Raw genomic sequence first — 23,487 nt, forward strand, 5'->3', positions numbered from 1 at the left:
GCGCATACGTCGCAAGAACGCTGTTGCCAAGGCAGCCGATTCATTTGGGAGTGCATGTCCGTATCGAAACGCATTCCGTATGGCAACTGTATCCACGATTCATTTTAATTGATTTTTAACAAACGAACAAGCGAAAATGCGAAAACAAGCAAAAAATGCTGTTTTCGCATCCTATTCCGCCTTAATCGGCTATATTTCGTTCCGTCTTCTGCCAAACGTAGTTCGTGAGCTGCACGCCCATATCATAGAACATAAAAGGAGTAATGAGATATATTCCGTTAAAATAAGGCATCGCGGCATCGAGCAGCTCCTTGGCGATTTGTACGCCTTCCGCGCGTCCCGCTTCGCCCTCTAGCCCCGCCATCCGCCGGCGCACTTCATCCGAAAGCTGAATGCCCGGCACCTCGTTATGCAGGTATTCCGCGTTCCGCCCGCTCGCCAGCGGCATAATGCCGATGAATACCGGAACCGGCAAATGCTTCGTCGCTTCCGCGATACTTTCGATAAGCGCGTTATCATACACGGGCTGCGTCATGATATAGTCCGCGCCGGACTTAATTTTACGCTCAAGACGCTGCACCGCTTTGTCTAGATGCTTCACGTTCGGGTTAAACGCGGCTCCGACGACGAACTTCGCCTTCTGCTTGAGCGGCTTGCCCGAGAATGCCGTTCCGTCGTTAAGCTGCTTGATCATCCGGATCATCTCGAACGACGTTAAATCGTACACCGAACTGGAATCGGGCAAATCGCCGAAGCGCGCGGGATCCCCCGTAACCGCAAGCACATGGTCGATATCGAGCGCATCGAGTCCCATCATATGCGACTGCGTGCCGATCAGATTACGGTCGCGGCAAGCGATGTGAACGAGCGGCCTGATTCCGACGCGTTCCTGCACAAGCGCCGCCAGCGCAATGTTGCTCATCCGGGTAACCGCAAGCGAATTGTCCGCCATGGTAACCGCGTCCGCTTTCGCTTCCTTCAGCGCGGCTGCGCCGTCCATGAACTTCCTGATATCAAGGTCCCGCGGCGGATCAAGCTCGACGATGACCGTATGCCTCTGCTTCACGAGCTCGACAATCGAAGGCTCCTGGACAGCCTGTTTCTGCGGCTGCGCAATTTCGCGAACGGTCTTCGCCGGCCTCGTAGCTTGAACCGTAATAACCTCCGCCCGATGGAACGTACCGGCAGCCTGTCCGATTTGCGGCACGTAGCCGTCCAGCGCCGCGGCCATCGCCGCGACATGCTCCGGCGTCGTTCCGCAGCAGCCCCCTATCAGCCGGGCGCCCCGGTCCGCGAAGCGAAGGGCCGATTCGGCAAAATAGTCCGGGCCTGCCGAATAAGCGTATTTGCCGTCGATGTAATCAGGTATGCCGGCGTTCGGAAAGACCGATAACGGCAGTCCGATCGGGCCCGCGATCGAATCAATCGCCCGCATGATGCCGTTAGGACCGCTGCGGCAGTTAAAGCCAACGACGTCAGCCCCTTCTGCCTGCAGCCGGTCGAATGCGTCCTTTAATCCGTTTCCGTCCTGGGTGCGGCCGACATCCTCAACCGCGAACTGGCAGATGACAGGCAGGTCCGATTCCGCCCGGGCAATCCGCAGGGCCAGCAGCGTCTCGTCCAGCTCGTAGAAGGTTTCAAGCAGCAGACCGTCTACGCCTTCATCCAGCAGCGCATGCATCTGGCGTTTGTAAGCTTCGCTGACCTTGGCGGTGCGCAAGTTCTTCAACTTGCCGTCGCGAATGGAGCCGACGGCTCCGACGACGTAAGCGTCTGCACCGACCGCGGCCCGCGCAACGCGGACGCCGGCGCGGTTAATCGCGTCCATTTCGTCTTCCAGGCCGTACTTCGACAGCTTCTCCAGATTGGCGGAGAAAGTATTCGTTTCAATGACTCTGGCACCGGCTTCGTAATAGCTCCGGTGAATATTTCCGATGACGTCGGGACGAAGCGTATTGAATTCTTCATAAGAAACGCCGACAGGGAACCCCATCTGATAAAGATAGGTTCCCATCGCGCCGTCCCCGGTCAAGATACGCTGTTTCAGCGCTTCCCGCAAATCCGGTTTCATTTTATTCATACCACCCATCTTACGTTGCTCCTATAAGGTTCCGCGGAAGGATACCGCAGCCGGTCCCGTCATGTAAACGTGGTTGTCGGCTTCATTCCATTCGATCAGAAGATCTCCGCCTTTGAGCGATACGGTAGCCGTCCGCTCCGTAGCGCCTGTCAAGACAGAGGCCACGACGGTAGCGCATGCGCCCGTTCCGCAAGCAAGCGTAGGACCAGCTCCGCGTTCCCATACCCGCATATCCGTGTGCGTGCGCGATTTGACGGTAACGAATTCCACGTTTATTTTGCGCGGGAAGAGCGGATGCGTCTCGAGCTTCGGTCCCCAGGTGTTCAGATCGAAATTCGCGGCATCCTCAACGTAGATGACGCAGTGCGGATTCCCCATCGATACGGCGGTAAAACGGAATTCGCGGCCGTCAACCTCAATCGGGTGTTCGATGACACGCTCTGCGTCGATCGTTGTCGGCACCTGCAGCCCGTTCAAAATCGGTTGTCCCATGTCAACGCGTACGGTAACGGCTTTGCCGTCCTGTACGGTTAACTGCACCTTCTGAGCGCCGGCGCCGAGCGTTTCGATCGTCATTTCTGCTTTATCGGTCATGCCGTTGTCGTAGACGTATTTCGCGACGCAGCGGATCGCGTTGCCGCACTGCTCCGCTTCGGAACCGTCGGAATTAATGATGCGCATACGGAAATCCGCTATTTCCGATGGCAGAATATACACCAGACCGTCGGCGCCGATGCCGAAAAACCGGTTGCACAACCGGATAGCCAGCTCTGCGGCATTATCGGGCAGCTGCTGCTCGCCTGCGAACACAACGAAGTCATTTCCCAAACCGTTCATTTTTGTAAAATTCATATGATTGCTCTCTCCTTGCCCTATCATTCGGTATATTAATGCAGTGATTTTTCCTATTAGCATACCGCAAAGCAAAGAGAAACGCTATTCATAATTTGTATCATCATTTGCATTATCCCGTTATCTCGCTGCGGTTTGCGACTTGAGCGGCCATTTTGTTTTCGGATTTTTTTTCTTCGGCGAGCCAAGCACGCTGCCAATCCCCATAACGAAGGTCGGAATTCCGGCCGCTACGAATACAAGGCACCATTCGCGGAAGCCGATCGGAACGGTTTTGAAGATCGGCTGCAAAGCTTCAATGTACAGCACGCCAAGCATAAGAAGCAGCGAAGATATGACGGCAAGCACCAAATATTTGTTCTGCATCGGATTGCGGTGAAATATCGAGCGAGAGCTTCTGCAATCGAATACGTGGATCAGCTGGGCCATGACGAGAGTCGCGAACGCAACCGTCTGCGCCTCCATCAGCTGCGCCGCGCTCCCCGGAGCTTCCCGGAGCGTAATCCAGAATGCGCCGAGCGTGCATACGCCGATCAGAATGCCCCTGCTTATAATTTTCCATCCGAGCCTGCGCGAGAAGATGCTCTCCTTCGCCGAGCGCGGCTTCTGCTGCATCAGGTCCTTCTCCGCCTGGTCAACGCCCAGCGCCATCGCCGGCAAGCCGTCGGTGACGAGGTTTACCCACAGGATCTGTATCGGCACAAGCGGCAATGGCAGCCCGGCCATCATCGCCAGAAACATGACCAAAATTTCGCCGACATTTGAAGCTAATAAATAACGGATGAATTTGCGGATATTCTCATAGATGCCGCGCCCCTCCTCAATGGCCGCCACGATCGTCGAGAAGTTGTCGTCGCTGAGCACCAGCGCCGAAGCCTCCTTCGATACATCCGTTCCGGTTATGCCCATCGCGATGCCGATGTCGGACGCTTTAATTGCGGGCGCATCGTTCACCCCGTCGCCGGTCATCGCCACGACATGCCCCTTGCGCTGGAGCGCCTTGACGATCCGCAGCTTGTGCTCCGGCGATACGCGCGCATATACGTAAATATTATCGACAAGACGGTCAAGCTGCTCATCGCTCATGGCCTCCAGCTGCTTGCCGCTCGTCGCGATGCCGCCGCGCGGCATTATACCAAGCTGAGTGGCGATCGCCTCAGCCGTTAATTGATGGTCGCCGGTAATCATCACCGTCTTGATTCCGGCGCGGCGGCACGTCGCAATCGCTTCTTTCACCTCTCGGCGAGGCGGATCGATCATGCCGGTCAAGCCGGCGAACACAAGCTGGCACTCGGCGTCGCTTTCCGTTTCGCATACATCGCCCGCGCGAAGATCGCGATAGGCAAGCCCAAGCACGCGAAGTGCGGATTGCGCCATCGATTCGGCCGCTTCCGAGCATTTGCGCTTCAGCGTAGCGGTGAACGGAACGACCTTCCCGTCCCAAAGCACATAGGTGCAGTGGTCCATCAGCATGTCAGGCGCGCCTTTCGTACAGATGAGGCGCCCTCCCTGATGCGCAACGACGACTGACATTCGTTTTCTTTCCGAATCGAACGGGAACTCTTTCTCGCGCTTATATAACGGCTCCAGCGATTTTGCCGACGAGCCGAGCTTGGCAGACAGCACAGCCAACGCGCCCTCGGTCGGATCGCCTTTTAACTGCCACTCCTCCTGCACTTCCTTGCTCTTCCGCTTCTTCGTTAGCTCTGCATCGACCTTGACCAGCTGCGCGTTATTGCATAACGCGCTTATTTGGAGCAGTCTTTTGATCGAAGAGTCATGCTTGACGTCCAGCGCTTTGCCATCCTCATAAATCGAGCCGCTCGGCTCATAGCCTTCACCGCTAACCTCCAGCTGACGTCCGCCAATCCACACATGCGTAACCGTCATTTTATTTTGCGTTAGCGTGCCGGTTTTGTCCGAGCAAATGACCGACGCGCAGCCTAACGTTTCGACGGAAGGCAGCTTCCGAACGATCGCCTTCCGTTTAATCATCCGCTGCACGCCGAGCGCGAGCGCGATTGTGACGATAGCCGGAAGTCCCTCCGGAATGGCCGCGACCGCCAGGCTGACGCCGGCGAGAAACATGCCGTACGCCGGCTGTCCGTGCAATATCCCGGCAACGACGACCATTACCGTAAGGGCAATCGCGACGATGATTAATATTTTGCCAAGCTGCTCCAGCCGATGCTGAAGCGGCGTTTCCATCGATTCCGTCCGCTCGATCAGGCCGGCGATTTTGCCCATTTCCGTAGCCATGCCCGTTCGAATGACAACTCCCTTGGCCGTCCCTCTCGTAAGCATCGTGCCCATAAAGCCGATGTTGCGCTGATCGCCGAGCGGAAGATCCGGTTCCGCAATGACGGCCGCATGCTTGCCTACCGGCACAGACTCCCCTGTCAGCGCCGACTCCTCGACGTAGCAGCTGTTCGCTTCAAGCAGGCGCACGTCGGCAGGTATCCGGTCTCCGCTCTCGAGATGGACGATGTCCCCCGCGACGAGTTCCTTCGCCGGGATCGTCACGAGTTCTCCTCCCCGCATCACCTTCGCGGATGGGGCGGACAGCTCTTTCAAAGCGCGCAAGGAACGCTCCGCGCGGAATTCCTGGGCAAATCCAAGCACAGCGTTCAGGACAATGATGGCCACGATCGTAATCGCGTCCAAGTATTCGCCGAGCAATCCGGAAATTAACGTCGCACCCATCAATACGAGCACCATAAAGTCTTTAAATTGATTCAAGAACAGAATAATCGGCGAGACTCGCTTCCCTTCCGACAGCTCGTTTTTGCCGTGCTCCTCCAGCCGCTTCGCCGCTTCGGACGCCGTCAGCCCTTGTTCAGGGGAGCTGACTAATGCTTCAACCAACTCGCTTGTCCCCATTTGGTGCCATTTCACTTGTTCCATGGTATAACTCCCTCCCGTGATATACAGAGCCAAACGACAGCAGCGCAGGCCCTTCGGACAGCCCTTCTCTGGTAAATGTATTCGGACAGCCTGTAAAATATCCCAGCAAGGGCTTAAGTTTTTGCTCCAACTATGGCATGATAGAAGCATACTGTTCTGGAAGAGGGATGATACACCATGGCATTAGACGGCATCGTCACCCATGCGATAACGCAGGATCTGCAGCGCTGCGTAGGCGCTCGTATACATAAAATACACCAGCCGACCGATCACGAGCTTGTGCTCGGCATTCGCGGATCGGGCATGCAGGGCAAGCTTCTCCTGTCCGCCAACCCGACTTACCCGCGCGTGCATTGGACGACCGGCAGCTACGTCAACCCGATGGAAGCCCCCATGTTCTGCATGCTGCTGCGCAAGCATTGCGAAGGCGGCGTTATCGAGTCTATCAAGCAAATCGGCCGGGAGCGCATTATTCATATCGATGTCAAGCATCGCGACGAGCTGGGCGACCTGTCCAACAAAACGATCGTTATCGAAATCATGGGCCGACACAGCAACATCATTTTGATGGACCCCGTGAGCGGCATGATTCATGACGGCATCCATCATGTAACGCCGGCAATCAGCAGCTTCCGGATCGTTATGCCGGGCAGCGGCTACACCTCCCCGCCCGACCAAGGCAAGGTCGATCCGCTAACGCTTCTTCATCAGCAGCAATTTGCGGAAGCTCTTCGCTCAAGCGACGAGGCGGCTCCCCTGCACAAGCGTCTTGTCGAGACGCTCAGCGGCTTCAGCCCGCTCCTTGCCAAGGAGCTTGCATTCCGGGCGCAAGCGGGGGCGGAGAGCGCCGGTCTGAACGACCTGTGGAGCGTGTTCTCCCGCTTGATGGACGAAGTGAGGGAAGGTCGATTCATCCCGACAATCAAAACCGAAGCAAGCAGCGGCAAAGCCTTTTTCTCGATCACGGAGCTTACCCACATCGATGGGGAAGCGAGCTTGTTCAACAACGTGAGCGAATGCCTGGAAGCCTTCTACGGCGACAAGGCGGAGCGGGATACGGTGAAGCAGCGCGCAGCAGATCTGATCCGCTTCGTGCAGAACGAGAAAGCCAAAAACGTGTCGAAGATCGGCAAGCTCGAGGATACGCTTACCGGGGCGAGGGACGCGGAGAAATACCGGGTGCTGGGCGAGCTGCTAACCGCATACATGCACCGGATGAAACGCGGCGACCACTCGATTACGCTTATAAACTTCTATGATGAGGAGCAGGCGGAAGTCACGATTGAGCTCGATCCGCAGCTGACTCCCTCGGACAACGCCCAGCGGTACTTCCGCCGCTATACGAAGCACAAGAACAGCTTAACCGTCATCGCGGAGCAGATGGAGATCGCGCGTACGGAAATTCAATACTTTGAAGCGCTGCTGCAGCAGCTCGACAACGCCTCCCTCGCCGATATCGGCGAGATTCGCGACGAGCTTGTCGAGCAGGGCTATATGAAGGAGCGAGGCCGCCGCGGCCCGAAGAAGAAAAAACCGCTCCGCCCTGCGCTGCTCTGCTACACCTCCTCCGAAGGAGCAACCGTGTACGTCGGCAAAAACAATACGCAAAACGAATATTTGACGAACCGTCTGGCTGCGCCTTCCGATACTTGGCTGCATACGAAGGATATTCCCGGCTCTCACGTCGTCATACGGGGCAACGACTTCGGCAACGCAACGCTTGAGGAAGCGGCGATGCTGGCGGCGCATTACAGCCAGGCCCGCGATTCCAGCTCCATCCCGGTCGACTATACGACGATCAGGCATGTGCGCAAGCCGAGCGGCGCTAAGCCGGGGTTTGTCATTTACGATAATCAGAAGACGTTATTCATTACGCCGGACGAACAGCGCATTATGTCTTTGGCTTGCGAAACCAAACAATAGATCCTCCATTTTAAGCGCTACATTTGGAATGGCATATCATGCGGTGTTCACGCAAAAATAAAACGGGGTTGCCCCTAAAGCAGACCGTCTGCTTTAGGAACAACCCCTATTTCTTATGTAACTGCACTGCAACGCAGCCAAACTTGTTCATCGTACTAACGCGCATTAAGCTGCCGAAGAACTTCGTCGGGCACGGTCCGGCTCCCTATCGCACCATGGAAGATTTGCCCGTGGCGGATCCCGTGAAAATCCGAGCCGCCGGTCACGATCAGCCCATGCTTGGAAGCAAGCCTCGCATACCGTTCTTCCTCCTCTTCCCCGTGGTCCGAGTGAAAGACCTCAATGCCTTGCGCGCCGTGAAGGATCAGCTCCTCGACCAGGCGATCGTCATCATATAAGCCCGGATGCGCAATTACGCATGTGCCGCCCGCTTCCTTAATCCATTCGATCGCTTCGAACGGATGCACACGGGGAGGATTGACGTAAGCTGCCGCCCCGGAAGCCAGATAACGGTCGAATGCCTCCTTCATATCGGCTGCATAGCCTTGGCGAATGAGCGCTTCCGCAATATGGGGGCGGCCGACGCTTCCGTCCTTCGCGTGACCCGGGCTTTTGCCCGAGTCCCGGGCGGCTGCGAGCACATCATCCATCGATATCGGAATGCCCAGCTCCCGCAGCTTATCGACGATCATTTCGTTCCTGCGGTCACGCGTGCCGCGCAGGCCGGCAAGCCGCTCCAGCCACTTCTTATCCTCATTATCCGTGTAATACCCGAGGATATGGATGTCATGGCCATCGGCCACCGTACTGATCTCCACACCAGGAACAACGGTAATGCCGATCCGTTCTCCCTCGCGCGCGGCTTCTTCGACTCCGGCCACGGTATCGTGGTCGGTAATCGCAACTGCCGCTAGTCCGGCGGTTTTCGCCAACCGCACATTTTCGGCAGGCGGCTGCATGCCGTCCGAAGCGGTCGTATGCGTGTGCAAATCAGCGTTTCCGAATGTTACAGCCATTGGTTCAAATCCCTCTCTCTCAGGAAAGTCAGGAAGGTTACCGCCGAAATAGGAAGCAGCGCCGATTTCAAATAGATGGAATAAAACTGCCTTTTAAATTTGGTATCCGATATTTTAACCATTCGAATTAGACCCAGCGCAACCTCGTGCTTCACCGAGGAGGAAGATACGAACGATATGCCGAGTCCCGCTTCCACAGCGGATTTCACCGCCCCCGTGCTTCCCAGCTCCATAATAATTTTCATGGACGCGGGATCGATGTTTTTCACCTTCAACTGCTCTTCCATGACAAGTCGGGTACCCGAGCCCTGTTCGCGGAGCACAAACGGATATTCCATCACTTCATCCAGCGTGACCGAAGTCCGCTCCGCAAGCGGGTGGTCCTTGGATACAATAAGCCGCAGCTCATCGCTCATGACCGCTTCCATATGCATATCGGGATGATTGACAGGAGCTTCGATCAACCCGAAATTCAGCTGGTGATTCAAAATATCCTCCATGATTTGTGAAGTATTCATCACCTTCATGCTAATCGAAATATGCGGATATTCCTGCCCGAACGGCCCAAGCAGGCGGGGTAAAATGTATTCGCCGATCGTCAGGCTCGAACCGAGCTGCAATCTGCCCTTCAACTGCTTCGTAAATGCGGACATCGCTTGATCGGTATCCCGGATAAGATCGATGCTTCGCTGGGCGTACGGCATAAGCGCTCTGCCGGCTTCCGTCAGCTCAATTCGCTTGGTCGAACGCTGCAGCAGCTTCGTGCCAAAGTAATCCTCCAGCGACTGAACCTGCATCGTTACGGCCGGTTGGGTCATATGTAAAGATTGCGCGGCAGCCGAGAAGCTGCCCCGTTCCGCAACCGTATAAAAAATATGCAGCTGATGAAAATTTAGAGCCATGATCCAACCATCCTTTCTTCTGTCGTTATTATACTACAAGCTTTGGGGAAAATCGTGTACGGGAATCAAAAAAAGCGCTCCATCTTCGCAGATTTCACGCTCATTTTTATATAATTAGAATAGGACTTTTTATTTTCGTTTCCTGCTGCTCTTTACCAAAGTCATGCGGCGGGAGTGCCGGAGCCATGAATAATAGGACTTTAGGTCCCTTAACTCAATCGTTTCCGACATCCTTCCAAGGAAGGTTACGATAATCATCTTATGCAGCGGATTGCCGAGAATATCGGTCTCCGTTATCGAATTTGAAAATTCAGCGACAAATACGAGATCATCGTCAATTAAATATACATCCTCTTCGTTGCGATAATACGGCTCGATCCGGCCTTGCTTCAAGCATTCCCATAAAAATTCGGCAATATCCTCGAACCCCGTTTTTTCACTTTCGATTCGGTCCAGCCACCGGCTTTTGGCATGATTCGTTATGACAATGTCCGCTACTTTCTTATCACCCAGTTCGATATAAAACGACTCGTATGTACTCCATCTCTTCGTCATTTTATCTTTCATTTCGCTACCTACTCCTTCCAAGGAACCAGGGCTTTTATACTATATTATTAAGTACATTTTACCACGATTGTCCGATATTTCAACAATAAAATAAAGTCAGACCATTAATGTAAATTTTTGGGTGTTGCTGTATAAAAAAAGCGCCCCGCAGCATGATTTGCATGCCGAGAAGCGACTTTATTGCTATCTGACGTTATAAACTATAAAATCTTGTCTTATCCTCGATATCCTTGCTATATTCGGTTTTAATCTCGTTACGGTAGGAACGTTCGATTTTGCGGACGTAAGGGAGTTTCCCCATTTGTTTGACCGATTCTTCCGAACGATCGGCATTCATATACATCACGACATAATGCATCTTGCGCGACATGTAATGGACCGTCCCGAATCTCTCCAGCGACCTTGCCGCCTTCAAATCACTTACCCATACGATATATCCCATTCGATCCGGTAACATCTCTTCCCTCCTGAAAGGTAGCGCAGCAAACCTGCATCGTAAGCTTTCGCTTAGGTTTGCGCAGCAAGCCTGCATCGCAAGTTTATCCGCAACCGCCGCTTCCGCAGCCGCATGAGCCGCCGCTTCCGCAGCCGCCGCCGGTTTTCTCGTTGCTCGGCACTTTAATATTTTCGGAAACCGACTCCGCGATTGTTCGCGATACGTCGTACAGCATCTGATCTACGACTTGCTCGGCAAATTTAAAGCGGTTGACGCATTCGATCTCGCCCAGCTCCCGTTCGATTTGCTTCACTTGATCCTTCGCGGCATTATAATCGGGGTGAAAACGTCCGAAACGCTCGCATTCGACGAATAACTCCTTCGCTTTCGCGAATTTCTTCGTCACCTGCTTCACTTCTTCGTTCTCATTTACAACCGATTTCCAATATAAGTATTCGGCGACTTCAGCCGATTGATTGATCCAATCTCCCAATTCATAAGCGCAAAGCAGCAGCGACGCCATGTCCAGCGAAGAAACGCCGCCTTGCGGTTGCTCGGTTTGAACAGCCGTTAACCCATCTGCAGCAGGCATTCATCCACCTCATTCCATTTCGCTAATTTCTACACTATCATAACATAACCGTTAAGCCAATAGATAGAGATTATATTGGATCCGCGCGTCCCGGAATGATGAGCCGCATCTCTTCCCACATATCCGGAGTAAGACGGATAAGCTCACGCTCCCGTTCATCCCTCAGCAATCCGATAACCGCCCAGCTTCCGTCCGTTTGCTCCAGCTTCTCGGGCACAAACGAACGGAGCCCGCGCTTCATTCGAAGCTCAACCGGCGTCTGCCATTCCAATGCCTGCTCGATCAATTCTTTCCTCGTCGAATGATGATAAGCGCGCAATTGCTTGGTCCACATCGCAGGAACCCGTTTCAGCTGGGAGACGATGAGGATGTTTTCTCCCCCCGCGTTTTCCGTCAATTCAAAATGCCGCAGCGGAAACGGCTCATATATAAAAGGATACGCCGTTTTCATGCCTTTTTCCTCTCCCATAGGGGGCCCGATTTCCTCATCCGTGCCTGGGCAATGAAAAGTCGGATACCGCTGAATAACGGATGTGCCGGTGGCTTGAACCCCTTTGCGCGGAGGATATCCCGCCTGCTGGAGGAGTCGCCTTATTTCATTCAAATTTGACTTATCTACAATAAAATCAATCGCCCCCAGCTTCTCCAACAACAAAGCCTTGACGCCCGGATGATTCTCGGCAATGTGAGCCATTTGATCATTGTCGCAGCGCAGCAGGACCACTTCCGCAAATTCACTTCGGCATGCGCGGTTTGTCCACGTTTCAAGCAGCGCTTCAACCGCAATCGGCAAAGCTTCTCCGGATGCCGCTTCAAGCGTCCGACGAATCGTCTGCCTTGTCCTGCCGTTCTCCAATGCGCGGGCGACCGTTGACGCTTCAAGACGATAGACGGCCATCTGCTCTTCCGAAATTCGTTCAGCAACCAGCTCAAGCTCCCACCTTACGGTAAACGGGCAGTCCGGAGCTGCCAGGATCTCGCCATTAGGCTGTACATTTATGAAGCGTTTATTCGCCGATTCCTCCCCGCGGGTTTCCTTCGGCGATGAATGAGGAAGTTTCAGTCTGATAAACCTTTCTTGTTCGCCGCTATGCGCGTAATCTACCCATTCGAGCCAGCCCAAGCTATGCAGCAGGCCATACCAAAGTCTTGCAGATTTGTCCCTAGCCTGTGAATCGCCTGGCGTTATTTCGATGCGGACGGCTTCCAGCCATGCTTGTACATCCCGTTCCGAGAACCATTTTCCTTCCTCCGTGCCGATTAAGGCCGCACCGGCGTGTGCGCTGCTTGCACCGGCGGGAAGGAGCAGCGTTAAGCACCAGTTCAGGAGCTGCAGTTCCCTCTCTGCTTCATTAAGCCTTAACCATTTGTGAAGTTTCGGTTCATTCCATTTCAGCGAACCTTCTTCCATCTCCAATAGCTCCAGTGCCGAGCAAGCTTCCAGGATGAAGGCCGCCTTAAGCGGATAGTGCTCGCGAAGAGGCCAATTCAGTCCGAATGGAATCAGCCGTTCCTCCTCCAGCTCAACGGCCTGCACGAGCTTTGCAATCGTCTTTTTAGGAAGCGCCCCCTTAGCCGTCAGCTCTAAACCGCTTCCCGCAAGCGACGCCATCGCGGACAGCAGCTGCCGCCCGAACGATCTGTAGCGGGGCGTCATCGTACCCCGCATTAATTTATCTCGGCCGCTTTCAGATAGCGGCTTAGGCTCAAACGGCATAAGCGCTTGCTGCCATAAGCAGAAGCAATCCGCCGGCATAAAATATAGGCTTTCTCCCCAAACTTTGCGGACGGAGAACAGGATGCCGGCTTCTTCTAATTCCTTCAACCCCAATTGGCATTCGGCGCCTGACAATAATGTGTTTCTCCGGATATCGTTTAACAGCTTCTCCCCTTCAACCGGCTCCGCTGCAAATAGTCGGAGCATTTCTCTTAGGACAACGGCGGCATACTCCGGCAACTGAAGGGAGGCAGCATGAACGGCCCGCTTGTCTCCAGCCGCTTCTGCCCAGCTTAAACCGCGCTTCGCCGCCTCTTGCCATACCGGGTTCCGAATAAAAAGCTGCTGGCGTTCAACGCTCAGCTTGCTCAGCAATAGCCTTATATTCATGGCGCGGCGGCCTCTCTGACACCGTTAGCCTCGACAGGGTAACGAAGCCGCTCATAGTGATAACCCTGTTCAAGCATAAATAACTGTCTTTTCATCGCAAACTCCGTTTCTTTCGTCTCGTCGGTGACGATCGTATAGAACCATGCCGAATTATTGCCCTGCTTCGGACGCAGCAGCCGCCCGATCCGCTGCGCCTCTTCCTGGCGCGAGCCGAAGCTGCCCGATAGTTGAATGGCGACTGCCGCATCGGGCAAATCAACGGCAAAATTCGCTACCTTCGATACGATCAACACCGATATCGAACCTGTCTTAAACCGGTCATAAAGCAGCTGCCTCTCCTGCTGCGGCACCTCGCCGGTCAGTAACGGCGCCTTAAGCAAACCGGCTACTTCATGCAGCTGGTCTAAATATTGACCGATAATTAATGTCGGCTTGCCGGCATGCTCCTGAAGCAGCTGCCGGACGATCGGTATTTTACCAGGATTCTCGGCAGCCAGCCTCAGCTTGGAGCGGGCGTTTGCGCCGCGGTACTGCGCCTCCCTTTCTTTTTGCATCGGAACTCTAATTTCCGTGCAGGACACTGCTGCGATGTATGATTCATTTTCCGCCGTTTTCCACTGCATATCGTATTGCTTTGGCCCTATCAGCGAATAAACGTCCTCCGCGCAGCCGTCCTCTCTCACGAGCGTCGCAGTTAAGCCTAGTCTCCTCGTCGCCTGAATATCGGCCGTCATCCGAAATACCGGTGCGGGGAGCAAATGGACTTCATCGTAGATAATAAGACCCCAATCGCGCTCGGAGAACAGATTCATATGCGAGAAGTCCGCTTCCTTCGATTTCCTGTGGGTTAGAATGTTATATGTAGCGATCGTAACGGGACGAACCTGCTTCAACGTGCCGCCGTATTGACCGACTTCGGCTTCGGTCAGCGTCGTTTTGTCCAGCAGCTCTTCCTTCCACTGCTTTACCGACGTGCTGTTCGAGGTTAAAATAAGCGTCGCCCTGCTTAACCGGGCTAACGCGGCGATTCCGACGATTGTTTTCCCGGCGCCGCACGGCAATACGATGACGCCGCTCCCGCCTTGAACGGTTCCTTCCTTGTAAAAGGTATTTACAGCCGCTTCCTGGTAATCCCTGAAGGCAAACGGCTTGTTTTGACTCGTGTATTTTTTTATCCGAACGGATAATTCCTCACCGGCATGATAACCCGCCAAATCAATAACCGGATAACCCAGCCGAGTCAGCTCCTGCTTGAGACGGCCTCTGGCATTTTCCTTTAGCTCCCAAAGGCTCGACTGCCGAAAGACGTTGACATACTCGTGTATGGAAAGGTTCTCTTGCAACTCATGCATTAAACCGGCGTCGCCTTGCAGCAGCAATTTCCCTGCGTCTGTCGTAAGCCGCAGCTTGCCGTATCTCCCGATCAGCTTCCGTACCGTCGATTCCGTTTGAAACGGGAGCTCATACCTTCCGTATTCCGATAGACAGCCTATAATATCATCGGAGCTGATTCCCGAGGCAGCCGCATTCCAAAGCGTCAGAGCCGTCATCCGGTAAGTATGGATAGATCCCGCCCGTTTTATAGCATCCGTGAAGAGAACTAGTTTCTCTCTGGCTTGTTGCGCGCAGGACTTGCTCTCATCAAGCAAAACGGTTAAATCCGACTGTACAATTAATGGAAAATCGTGACGATCGTGCATCGTCTCCCTCCTTTGCATCGTTGTAAACAGAAAGCCTCTTTTGTCAGTATGAAGGGTTTTACATTATTTTATCCCCCTGCTCCGCTTACCTTTTAGCAGAATTCGACGCGATTCTATGTTATAATGATGAAGTACGTCTTTTTTTTAAGATAAATGAGCTGGAGGCATCAAACGATGAGAAAAAAAATTATTATACTCCTCATGCTCATATGTATGCCGCTTGCCGGCTGCACGGCTTTATCCAATCTCTCCTCGAGCGTTATCCAGACGAATCAATGGTATACGGTTTCCGGATTTGTGGATGGCGATACCTTTAAAATTAAGACGGGGTCCGACGAGACTACGGTCCGAATGCTTTATGTTGACACACCTGAAACCAAGAAACCGAATACCCCGGTTGAACCCTATGGGATGGAAGCATCCGCTTTTACGGAGAAGCTGCTGGGTGAATCGAAAGAGGTTCGTTTGACCTTCGACAAGGAACGGGACGACCCGTATGGCCGTACGCTTGCCATTGTTGAATTGAAGGATGGACGCATCCTAAATGAGCTTCTGCTGGAAAAAGGGTTGGCCAAGGTGCTTATTGTCGAGCCTAACGTCAAAATGGAAAACGTATACAAACAAATCGAGCAGCAGGCGAGACAAGCCAAGAGCGGAATCTGGAGCAGCATGAATGAAAATGCCGGCTCTGACATTGCGGTTCTGAAAGCGGCGCACAGCGGCATCCTTATTGAGGTTGACAAGCAAACAGAGCTGGTTACCATAACGAATACGACAGAGAAACCGATTGTCATGGACGGTTGGAAGCTGGTAAGCGTGCGAGGGAATCAAACTTACCCGTTCGGCAGATATGTGCTTGCGCCGCAGAAGAAAGTGATTATTACTTCAGCGGACGAGCCGAAAGGGCAAGACACTGGCGTGCTGTTATGGGGAGCGACGAACATTTGGAACAACAAGGAGTCCGATCCTGCTGAACTGTATAATACCAGTAACGAACTCGTATCCGTATGGGAAGACAACTAAGGGATGTTTCATAAGGTCGCTGACCTTCTGAAACATCCCCTTTTACCGTCACCGCCTATGTTTCAAGGCGGCTGGAGTTATGCGCGATTAATGAACGGCTGTATGATCATGCTCGGAGATCGCGCTCAGCGCTTCACCGGCTTCGTTAACGAATATTTCCCTAACCGCTAAATCCCCTATGGCCAACACGCCGATCAATTCGCCGTTATCGACAACCGGCAGCCTGCGGATCTGGTTCGATGCCATGATATTTGCTGCTTCGTCCGTCGAAGTATCGGAAGTAATCATCTCCACGTCCTTCGTAATGACCTCTTCAACCGTTGTCGATCCGGAGTGCTTCTCCGCATAACCGCGAACGACAAGATCACGGTCAGTCACGACCCCGATCAGTTTTTTTCCTTCGACGATCGGAATAAATCCAATATCATGCTGCTTCATTTTTACCGCCAGCTCATAGATGTTATCCTGCAAAGTAGCCGTAACACAATCCGTAGTCATAATTTGCTTTACCGTTTTCATCATGCGGCCTCCTCAAATATGAATTCGAGAATTAGCATTTCCGAAATAGCCGAAGTTCATCCGCACCCGCAATCTTTAGGCTAAAGAAAATTTGGAAGAAAAATCCTCCGCCATTCCAATTAACAACCGGGCTGAACGAAGCATCGCCCTTTCGTCAATATCAAATTTCGCATGATGATGCGAGAACACCGCTCCGCATTCTTCATTGCCTGCGCCCACAAACATGAAGCATCCCGGCACCTGCTGTAAATAATAAGAAAAATCCTCCGCAACCGTTATCGCTTCGGAATGGATAACAGCCTGTTCGCCGAATAAAGAGCGGCTTACCTCAAAAAACCGTTCCGCCTCCGGCTTGTCATTTACAACAGGAGGGTAACCGATACGCATGTCGTAATGAACCTCTGCGCCGTGCATAGCGCAAGTATGTTTGACTAGCATTTCCAGCCGCTCATGAATCATCCGTCTCGTTTGCTCATCGAATGATCTTACGGTCCCCTTCAACCGGCAGCGCTCCGCAATGACGTTGTTCGTCGAGCCGGCTTGAAATGACCCGATTGTGACTACAGCCGGATGCAGCGGATTCACATTCCGGCTTACGATCGATTGCGCCGCCTGCACGAGATGCGAGCCGATCAGAATAGCATCAATGGCTTGGTGAGGTAATCCTCCATGTCCTCCGCACCCGGTAATATCAATGACGAATTCATCCGCGGCAGCCATGAATGGTCCTGGTTTCGAGGCGACTAGGCCGTAATCGAGCGGCGTCCACAAATGAACGCCGTATACGACGTCGGCGCCATCTAATGCGCCATCCTTAATCATGGGCAGCGCCCCGCCGGGAGTCACCTCCTCCGCAGGCTGAAACAGCAGCCGGCGTTCGCCGCTAACAGCAGCCCGGTTAGAGGAATAATACGAGGCTACCGCCAGCAGGGCTGCCGTATGCGCATCATGCCCGCAAGCGTGCATCACATTCGGCACCTTCGAGGCGTAATCACAGCTTTTCTCATCCTGAATCGGCAGCGCGTCAATATCCGCTCTTAATGCGATAACAGGCCCAGGTTTATCCCCTTTTATAACCGCAATCAAGCCGTGTCCCCCGACGCCTGTCCGAACGGCGCAGCCCATCTCCGTTAGTCGCTCGGCAATCCAGCTTGCTGTTACGCGTTCGTGAAAGGATAGCTCGGGGTATTGATGAAGATGTCTGCGCCAGCGAATCATGTTCGGGTAAAGCTGCTCCAGCGCCAGATCTATGTGATTCTCACTCTGCATGTTCGCCATCCTCCTAATCGTTTGTTCATAATACGGGTCGCTTCGAAAGCTCTGCTTGTCAAGCTTGCTTCCGAACATATTCAACAATTTTATATAGTTTAACAGATAAACGTCATATGAAGGAAGCTTACATGATAAGGAAACGCTGTGAATCCGACTTTTCTTCAAAATGTCACTTTTACGGGATACCTATCCTCGAGTAAGGCTTGCGCAAGCAGGGGAAACATACTATCATGAGAAAAGAATGTACAACTCTGTCTATTGAACTGGAAGCATTCGTTTACGAAGTCCGTTTTGCTTCACAAAACCTTTGGGAGGAACTACCATGATTATTGAAAATACCGGACTAAACGGTGTTAAAAGCGAACTTGACCACTTAGACGAATCCGCTGAGAAGGTTGGATTTGTCCGTTGGCAGTGGGAATATTATCGCGCTACATACGATTTGAAACTTGAAGATCAAGCAAGCGGATCCGAATACTTTCTGAGAATCGCGACTCGTGCCGTTGAAGGCAAGCTTGAATCGCCGCATGCTGTGCTTGTCATCGAATCCGTCTACATCGGCCGCGCTACGTTCCCGCATGGTCTTGAATACGAATCGCCAGTGCCGCAGCAGATTATGAACGTGGCGACGCAGAGACTTCAGCAATTAAAACAGCTACTGGCGTAACGGTGCCACTATGAAAGCTGCGCAGAATAGTAGCCGCGGTAGACCGGACTTTCTGCTTCTCATTTTAACACTTCTGCTCGTAGGCTTCGGGCTTGTGATGGTATTCAGCGCAAGCTCAAGCGTTGCCGTCGTCACGAAGGATGATGCCCTCTATTTCACCAAGCGCCAGTTCATGTGGGCTGGCCTTGGCGTAACGGTCATGCTGTTTATGATGAATCTCCGCTATCAAGTTTTTCAACGCTTCTTCATGCTTTTTTTTATTCCGGTCGTCGTCATGCTCGTGCTTGTTCCTTTCGTAGGACAAGAAATTAACGGTGCGAGAAGCTGGTTCGGAATCGGGTCGCTTGGCATTCAGCCGTCAGAGCCTGCCAAGCTTGCTATTATCTTATATCTTGGAGCCCTTATTACGAAGAAAGGCGATAAGTTCCGCAGCTTCAAGAAGGGCTTGCTTCCCGTTGTCGTCATTGTCGGATTTATATGCGCTCTCATTATGCTGCAGCCTGACCTTGGCTCCTGCCTTGTGCTGGCTTCGGCGGCAACCATTATGATTTTGGCAGGCGGCGCCAACATAAAGCAGGTATTCATAGTCGGCACACTTGTTTCGATTTCATTGACCGTCATCATAAGTTTATCCATGGCAATATCGTCTGAGGTAAGGGATGCATGGGCTTACAGGATCGACCGGCTTACGATTTTCAGGGACCCGCTTAGCGATTCTCAAGCTGCCGGCTGGCATCTTGTCTCCTCCTTGCAGGCACTCGGACACGGAGGATTGACGGGAGCTGGATTTGGAGAAAGCGTTCAGAAGCTGCATTACTTAAAATATCCGTATAATGACTTTATATTTGCAATCATAGGAGAAGAGTTCGGTTTCATTGGAAGCGCCGTATTCCTGCTATTTTATTTATTTTTCCTATGGCGCGGTATTGTCGTATCCCTCCGTTGTCCCGATCAATACGGTACGGTCGTTGGCGTCGGCATCGTCGGTCTGCTCGCCGTTCAGGCATTCGTCAATGTCGGCGGAGTAACGTCTATGATTCCTCTAACCGGTGTTACCCTGCCATTTATCAGCTACGGCGGCTCTTCCTTGCTCTTCTGTCTCATGGCCGTCGGCGTGCTGCTGAGCATATCGCGAGAATCCAACCGGACAGAGAACACGAAGCGCTAGACAGCACAAAAAAACGGCAACTCTTCTATGGAGAGCAGCCGTTTTTTTATTTTGCTCGAATTTAAGTCTTTACAAGTTTAGCACTTATAAAGGGGCTTACCTTCACCGCGAACGGCTATCGGCGTCCATAGACAAGGACGCCGATAGCCGTTTCTGCTCGACTCCGCTTATTTCAGCCGCTGCTGCTGCTGCTCCTCAACCTCATCCTCTTTGAAAGCGACACCTTCAACTTTTACGTTCACTTCAACGACCTGAAGTCCGGTCATATTTTCGACTGACTCTCGCACGTTAAGCTGGAGCTGACGGCAAACCTCCTGGATTGGAATGCCGTAATGAACAATAATGCGAAGGTCAATCGCCGCTTCCAGCTGTCCAACCTCGACAGAAACGCCCTTTTGCACATTTTTTCCGCTTAACCGTTTAGCGAGTCCTTCAGATATCCCGCCCGACATTGCCGCTATGCCGGGCGTCTCAAGCGCCGCAAGGCCTGCTATTGTTGCTACTACGTCATCAGAGATTCGGATTATGCCTGTTTGAAGCTCCTCGTTCATGTGACTCACTCCTCTTTTTGCCATATACGTTTATTGTATAGGATGGTAAGGCGTGAAGCAAGAACAGCGGCTGGAAACCATAAACAAGATCTATTTTTATTTGGTAAAGTTTACATATGTGCCAATTTCCGCTATATTAATAACAGATTTTCAGCATAACACGAAGAGGTGGAACCTTTGAATCAAAAGCTATTTTTCTCCGGTTTAATCATAATGTTCGCGCTGAGCGCAGCGGGACATTTCTTGCACTGGGGGAATACCTTGCAATTTGTCATATCGGCGATCGCCATCATTTTCGTCGCCGGTTTTCTCGGCAAGGCTACGGAGAGCGTCGCTCATTATGCCGGTCAGCGGTTAGGCGGTTTTCTGAACGCAACCTTCGGTAACGCGGCGGAGCTTATTATCGCGATATTCCTGATCAGAGCCCAAGAATTCGAGATGGTGAAGGCGAGCTTAACCGGTGCGATTATCGGGAACCTGCTTCTCGTGCTCGGCCTCAGCATCCTGTTAGGCGGTTTAAAGTACAAAGAGCAGCGGTTCAACAATCGCCTGGCCGATCACAACTCTACGCTTATGATTATGGCGGTCATCGGGTTGTTCGTACCGGCCGTGTTCGTCGTTTCCGAGAAATTCACGTTCGATAAGGATCAATTTCTAAGCCTGGCCGTTGCCGGTATCCTTATCATTTCGTATATTTTGTGGCTCATATTCTCCATGATCACGCACAAGGATATGCTGTCGGATGAAGTCATGAACGCCGATCACGGCGAGAAGCCCGCCTGGTCCAAGGGCAGATCGATCCTTTACCTGCTGCTTGCAACGGTTATGGTTGCATTCGTCAGCGAATGGCTCGTTCATACACTCGATGCGTTCAGTGAGCAATTCGGCCTCTCCGAGCTGTTTATCGGCGCCTTCGTGATCGCAATCGTCGGCAACGCCGCTGAGCACAGCGCCGCAGTGCTTCTGGCCATGAAGAACAAAATCGGAGCGGCTGTCGAAATCGCAATCGGGAGCAGCCTGCAGATTGCCCTATTTGTCGCACCAGTTCTTATTCTCATCAGCGCGATGTTCGGCAATACGATGGATATCGTATTTACGCCCATCGAGCTGACCGCGATCGGCGTCTCCGTCTTCATCGCCAAATCAGTGTCGCGGGACGGTCAGACGAACTGGTACGAGGGCGTGCTGCTCTTGATGGTGTATATTATTCTAGGCATTGCCTTCTACCTTGTATAACGGACGCCTTCACATGGAAGACAAAAAAGAGTAGTCCCTCTTGGAGACTACTCTTTTTTGTCCAATGCTTCGTATAATAAAGCTAAATTCCGCTCTAACCTGCTCACAATTTCTTTGCCCGCCATCTCGGTGATCAATCCCGCCCGAACCGCAAAATCAACCTCTCGCGAGAATCCATACATTTGCGTATCCAGCACCTCTTCGTACAGCGGACATTGACGTGTAGTCAAGTTTTCCATCTGAACTTCAATTAGCTTTTCTATTTTACCCGCATCTTCCTGAAGGAGACGAAGCGCTTTCTCATGCATTTGTACCGTAATTTCCGGTGAAGACATCGATTTCCCCCCTGTGCGCGTATCCGCCGTCTTCTATATCCTTTATATTAGACGAAAAAGAGCGATTACACAAGGACAAAACAGAAAAGCGCTTCTTCTCAAAGGAAGAAACGCTTACCATCTTATGATTCTTCTATTAATCCGTAATGACTGTCACGTTTAGGTTATGCTTTGCGAAAACGTCAGCCATCGCTTGCTTCGCAGCTTCTGCATCGGGACCGTGTACATGCAACTCGTAAGCGTGGCCGCCTACCAGCGTAGTGAACAGTCCGAGAATGCTTTTGACGTCGATATATTTGCTCTCGGCTTGCAGAACGATCGAGGAAGTAAATTGGCTAGCCGTTTGGGAAATTTCTACAATAGCTGCATTGTTGGACATGGGAGATCCCTCCAGAATTTTTAGTAATGCTTACCTTTGTCACCATGATAACCCGAAACGCAGCATCCAGCAAGCGAAAAAATGAAAAACGCTTTATTTTCCATTTTTTGCGCAAAAAAGGCTGCTAGATTTCCATTGCATTATTTCAAATTTTCGGCATTTAATCCTTCCAGCTCGGGGATAACAAACTGTCCGTCCTTCCGGATGAGCACATCATCGAAATAGATTTCTCCCCCGCCATAATCCGGTCGCTGAATCAACACCAAATCCCAATGGACGGACGAACGGTTGCCGTTATCCGTCTCCTCATATGCCTGGCCAGGTGTAAAGTGCAAGCTTCCGGCAATTTTCTCATCGAATAAAATGTCGTTCATAGGGTGTAAAATATGCGGGTTGAACCCGATCGCAAACTCGCCGATATAACGGGCGCCTTCATCCATATCGAGGATTTCGTTCAGCTTTGCGGTATCATTGCTCTCCGCTTTGACGATTTTGCCGTTCTCGAACGTAAACGAAATATTTTGAAACGTTACGCCGGAATATACGCTGGGCGCATTGTACGTGATCGTCCCTTGCACAGAATCGCGTACGGGAGCCGAGAACACTTCGCCATCCGGGATGTTTCGATGACCGGAGCATTTTTTGGCGCCGATGTTTTTAATGGAAAACGACAAATCCGTTCCCGGAGAAACGATTCTAACCCGATCCGTCTTCCTCATTAAGGCCTGCAGCGGGTCCATCGCCCTGTCCATCTTCGCATAGTCGAGATTACACACATTAAAATAAAAATCCTCGAATGCTTCCGTGCTCATCTTTGCCAGCTGCGCCATCGAAGCATTCGGATACCGCAGTACGACCCACTTTGTTTTTTTAACGCGCTGCTCCATATGTACGGGGTTGCGGTAGATTTGCTCGTACAGCCGCATATTCGCATCAGGTATGCCCGCAAGCTCATTGACATTTTCTCCGGAGCGAACTCCAATGTAGCCGTGCATCTTTTTCATCCGCTCCAGATCAATAGCCGACCACAGCTCCATTTGCTCCTTCGTGGCATGCTGAAGCAGCGAACGCAGGACGGACCGGTCGCTCGTCTCGACAAACGGCCTCCCTCCGCGTTTTGCCACCTCTTCTATTAAGCACTTTGTCAGTTCGCGCTCGGAGCCGATCATATCGATGAATACATTTTCTCCAGGCTGTACATCAATGGAATAACCGACTAAATTTTGTGCTAGTTTCTGCAATCTCGGATCACGCATGA

The 23,487-nt window shown here is 52.3% G+C and carries 21 protein-coding genes; 5 read left to right on the forward strand and 16 right to left on the reverse strand.

What is annotated here, in order from left to right; genetic code table 11:
* Positions 1-181: 181 nt before the first annotated feature.
* From H581_RS0117375 to H581_RS0117385, 3 genes are all read right to left on the reverse strand, one after another.
* Positions 182-2,071 carry a bifunctional homocysteine S-methyltransferase/methylenetetrahydrofolate reductase gene (locus H581_RS0117375; RefSeq protein ID WP_028611128.1) on the reverse strand — a complete coding sequence of 630 codons (1,890 nt, stop codon included), beginning with the start codon at positions 2,069-2,071 and terminating at the stop codon, positions 182-184.
* 30 nt (positions 2,072-2,101) lie between these two features.
* Positions 2,102-2,932 carry a diaminopimelate epimerase gene (gene dapF / locus H581_RS0117380; protein WP_028611129.1) on the reverse strand — a complete coding sequence of 277 codons (831 nt, stop codon included), beginning with the start codon at positions 2,930-2,932 and terminating at the stop codon, positions 2,102-2,104.
* A 120-nt stretch (positions 2,933-3,052) separates the two neighbouring features.
* A complete protein-coding gene (locus H581_RS0117385; RefSeq protein ID WP_028611130.1) occupies positions 3,053-5,836 on the reverse strand; it encodes a calcium-translocating P-type ATPase, SERCA-type in 2,784 nt (927 codons plus the stop codon).
* 177 nt (positions 5,837-6,013) lie between these two features.
* Between H581_RS0117385 and H581_RS0117390 the strand changes: the two genes are divergently transcribed.
* Positions 6,014-7,759 (forward strand): Rqc2 family fibronectin-binding protein, encoded by a 1,746-nt coding sequence (locus tag H581_RS0117390; RefSeq protein ID WP_028611131.1) that lies wholly within the window; start codon positions 6,014-6,016, stop codon positions 7,757-7,759.
* Positions 7,760-7,914: 155 nt separating this feature from the next.
* On the opposite strand, the gene H581_RS0117395 is transcribed toward H581_RS0117390, so the two are convergent.
* The 7 genes from H581_RS0117395 to H581_RS0117425 all read right to left on the reverse strand — a co-directional run bounded on the left by H581_RS0117395 (position 7,915) and on the right by H581_RS0117425 (position 15,079).
* Positions 7,915-8,775 (reverse strand): PHP domain-containing protein, encoded by an 861-nt coding sequence (locus H581_RS0117395; protein WP_028611132.1) that lies wholly within the window; start codon positions 8,773-8,775, stop codon positions 7,915-7,917.
* Positions 8,766-9,677 (reverse strand): selenium metabolism-associated LysR family transcriptional regulator, encoded by a 912-nt coding sequence (locus H581_RS0117400; RefSeq protein ID WP_028611133.1) that lies wholly within the window; start codon positions 9,675-9,677, stop codon positions 8,766-8,768. The genes H581_RS0117395 and H581_RS0117400 overlap by 10 nt, the downstream gene beginning before the upstream one ends.
* Positions 9,678-9,806: 129 nt before the next feature.
* Complete coding sequence (locus H581_RS0117405) at positions 9,807-10,244, reverse strand: hypothetical protein (RefSeq protein WP_028611134.1); 438 nt, start codon at positions 10,242-10,244, stop codon at positions 9,807-9,809.
* Between the two features lie 193 nt (positions 10,245-10,437).
* A complete protein-coding gene (locus tag H581_RS0117410) occupies positions 10,438-10,701 on the reverse strand; it encodes a YlbG family protein (RefSeq protein WP_028611135.1) in 264 nt (87 codons plus the stop codon).
* An 82-nt stretch (positions 10,702-10,783) separates the two neighbouring features.
* Positions 10,784-11,272: a YlbF/YmcA family competence regulator gene (locus tag H581_RS0117415; RefSeq protein WP_028611136.1), complete on the reverse strand. Its 489-nt coding sequence runs from the start codon at positions 11,270-11,272 to the stop codon at positions 10,784-10,786.
* A gap of 70 nt (positions 11,273-11,342) precedes the next feature.
* A complete protein-coding gene (locus H581_RS0117420; RefSeq protein WP_028611137.1) occupies positions 11,343-13,379 on the reverse strand; it encodes a helicase-associated domain-containing protein in 2,037 nt (678 codons plus the stop codon).
* Entirely contained in the window at positions 13,376-15,079 is a 1,704-nt protein-coding gene (locus tag H581_RS0117425) for a DNA repair helicase XPB (protein WP_028611138.1), read from the reverse strand. The genes H581_RS0117420 and H581_RS0117425 overlap by 4 nt, the downstream gene beginning before the upstream one ends.
* Before the next feature lie 174 nt (positions 15,080-15,253).
* On the opposite strand from H581_RS0117425, the gene H581_RS36520 reads away from it, so the two are divergent.
* On the forward strand, positions 15,254-16,102 hold the full coding sequence (locus H581_RS36520) for a thermonuclease family protein (protein ID WP_051250895.1): 849 nt from the start codon (positions 15,254-15,256) through the stop codon (positions 16,100-16,102).
* A gap of 87 nt (positions 16,103-16,189) precedes the next feature.
* Here the strand turns inward: H581_RS36520 and H581_RS0117435 are convergent, their stop codons facing one another.
* Positions 16,190-16,624 (reverse strand): CBS domain-containing protein, encoded by a 435-nt coding sequence (locus H581_RS0117435; RefSeq protein WP_028611139.1) that lies wholly within the window; start codon positions 16,622-16,624, stop codon positions 16,190-16,192.
* Between the two features lie 72 nt (positions 16,625-16,696).
* Entirely contained in the window at positions 16,697-17,890 is a 1,194-nt protein-coding gene (locus H581_RS0117440; RefSeq protein ID WP_051250897.1) for an amidohydrolase, read from the reverse strand.
* A gap of 325 nt (positions 17,891-18,215) precedes the next feature.
* On the opposite strand from H581_RS0117440, the gene H581_RS0117445 reads away from it, so the two are divergent.
* Entirely contained in the window at positions 18,216-18,560 is a 345-nt protein-coding gene (locus H581_RS0117445) for a YugN family protein (RefSeq protein ID WP_028611141.1), read from the forward strand.
* Positions 18,561-18,570: 10 nt separating this feature from the next.
* On the forward strand, positions 18,571-19,728 hold the full coding sequence (ftsW, locus tag H581_RS0117450) for a putative lipid II flippase FtsW (RefSeq protein WP_028611142.1): 1,158 nt from the start codon (positions 18,571-18,573) through the stop codon (positions 19,726-19,728).
* 167 nt (positions 19,729-19,895) lie between these two features.
* On the opposite strand, the gene H581_RS0117455 is transcribed toward ftsW, so the two are convergent.
* Positions 19,896-20,279 (reverse strand): Asp23/Gls24 family envelope stress response protein, encoded by a 384-nt coding sequence (locus H581_RS0117455; protein ID WP_028611143.1) that lies wholly within the window; start codon positions 20,277-20,279, stop codon positions 19,896-19,898.
* 177 nt (positions 20,280-20,456) lie between these two features.
* On the opposite strand from H581_RS0117455, the gene cax reads away from it, so the two are divergent.
* Positions 20,457-21,515: a calcium/proton exchanger gene (cax, locus tag H581_RS0117465; RefSeq protein ID WP_028611144.1), complete on the forward strand. Its 1,059-nt coding sequence runs from the start codon at positions 20,457-20,459 to the stop codon at positions 21,513-21,515.
* A gap of 47 nt (positions 21,516-21,562) precedes the next feature.
* Here the strand turns inward: cax and H581_RS0117470 are convergent, their stop codons facing one another.
* From H581_RS0117470 to H581_RS0117480, 3 genes are all read right to left on the reverse strand, one after another.
* Positions 21,563-21,850 carry an Fpa/YlaN family protein gene (locus tag H581_RS0117470; RefSeq protein ID WP_028611145.1) on the reverse strand — a complete coding sequence of 96 codons (288 nt, stop codon included), beginning with the start codon at positions 21,848-21,850 and terminating at the stop codon, positions 21,563-21,565.
* A 136-nt stretch (positions 21,851-21,986) separates the two neighbouring features.
* Positions 21,987-22,229 carry an HPr family phosphocarrier protein gene (locus H581_RS0117475; RefSeq protein ID WP_028611146.1) on the reverse strand — a complete coding sequence of 81 codons (243 nt, stop codon included), beginning with the start codon at positions 22,227-22,229 and terminating at the stop codon, positions 21,987-21,989.
* Positions 22,230-22,369: 140 nt separating this feature from the next.
* Positions 22,370-23,485: an aminopeptidase gene (locus tag H581_RS0117480; RefSeq protein WP_028611147.1), complete on the reverse strand. Its 1,116-nt coding sequence runs from the start codon at positions 23,483-23,485 to the stop codon at positions 22,370-22,372.
* Between the last annotated feature and the right edge of the window lie 2 nt (positions 23,486-23,487).

The sequence above is a fragment of the Paenibacillus harenae DSM 16969 genome (assembly GCF_000422465.1).
GTDB lineage: Bacteria > Bacillota > Bacilli > Paenibacillales > Paenibacillaceae > Pristimantibacillus > Pristimantibacillus harenae.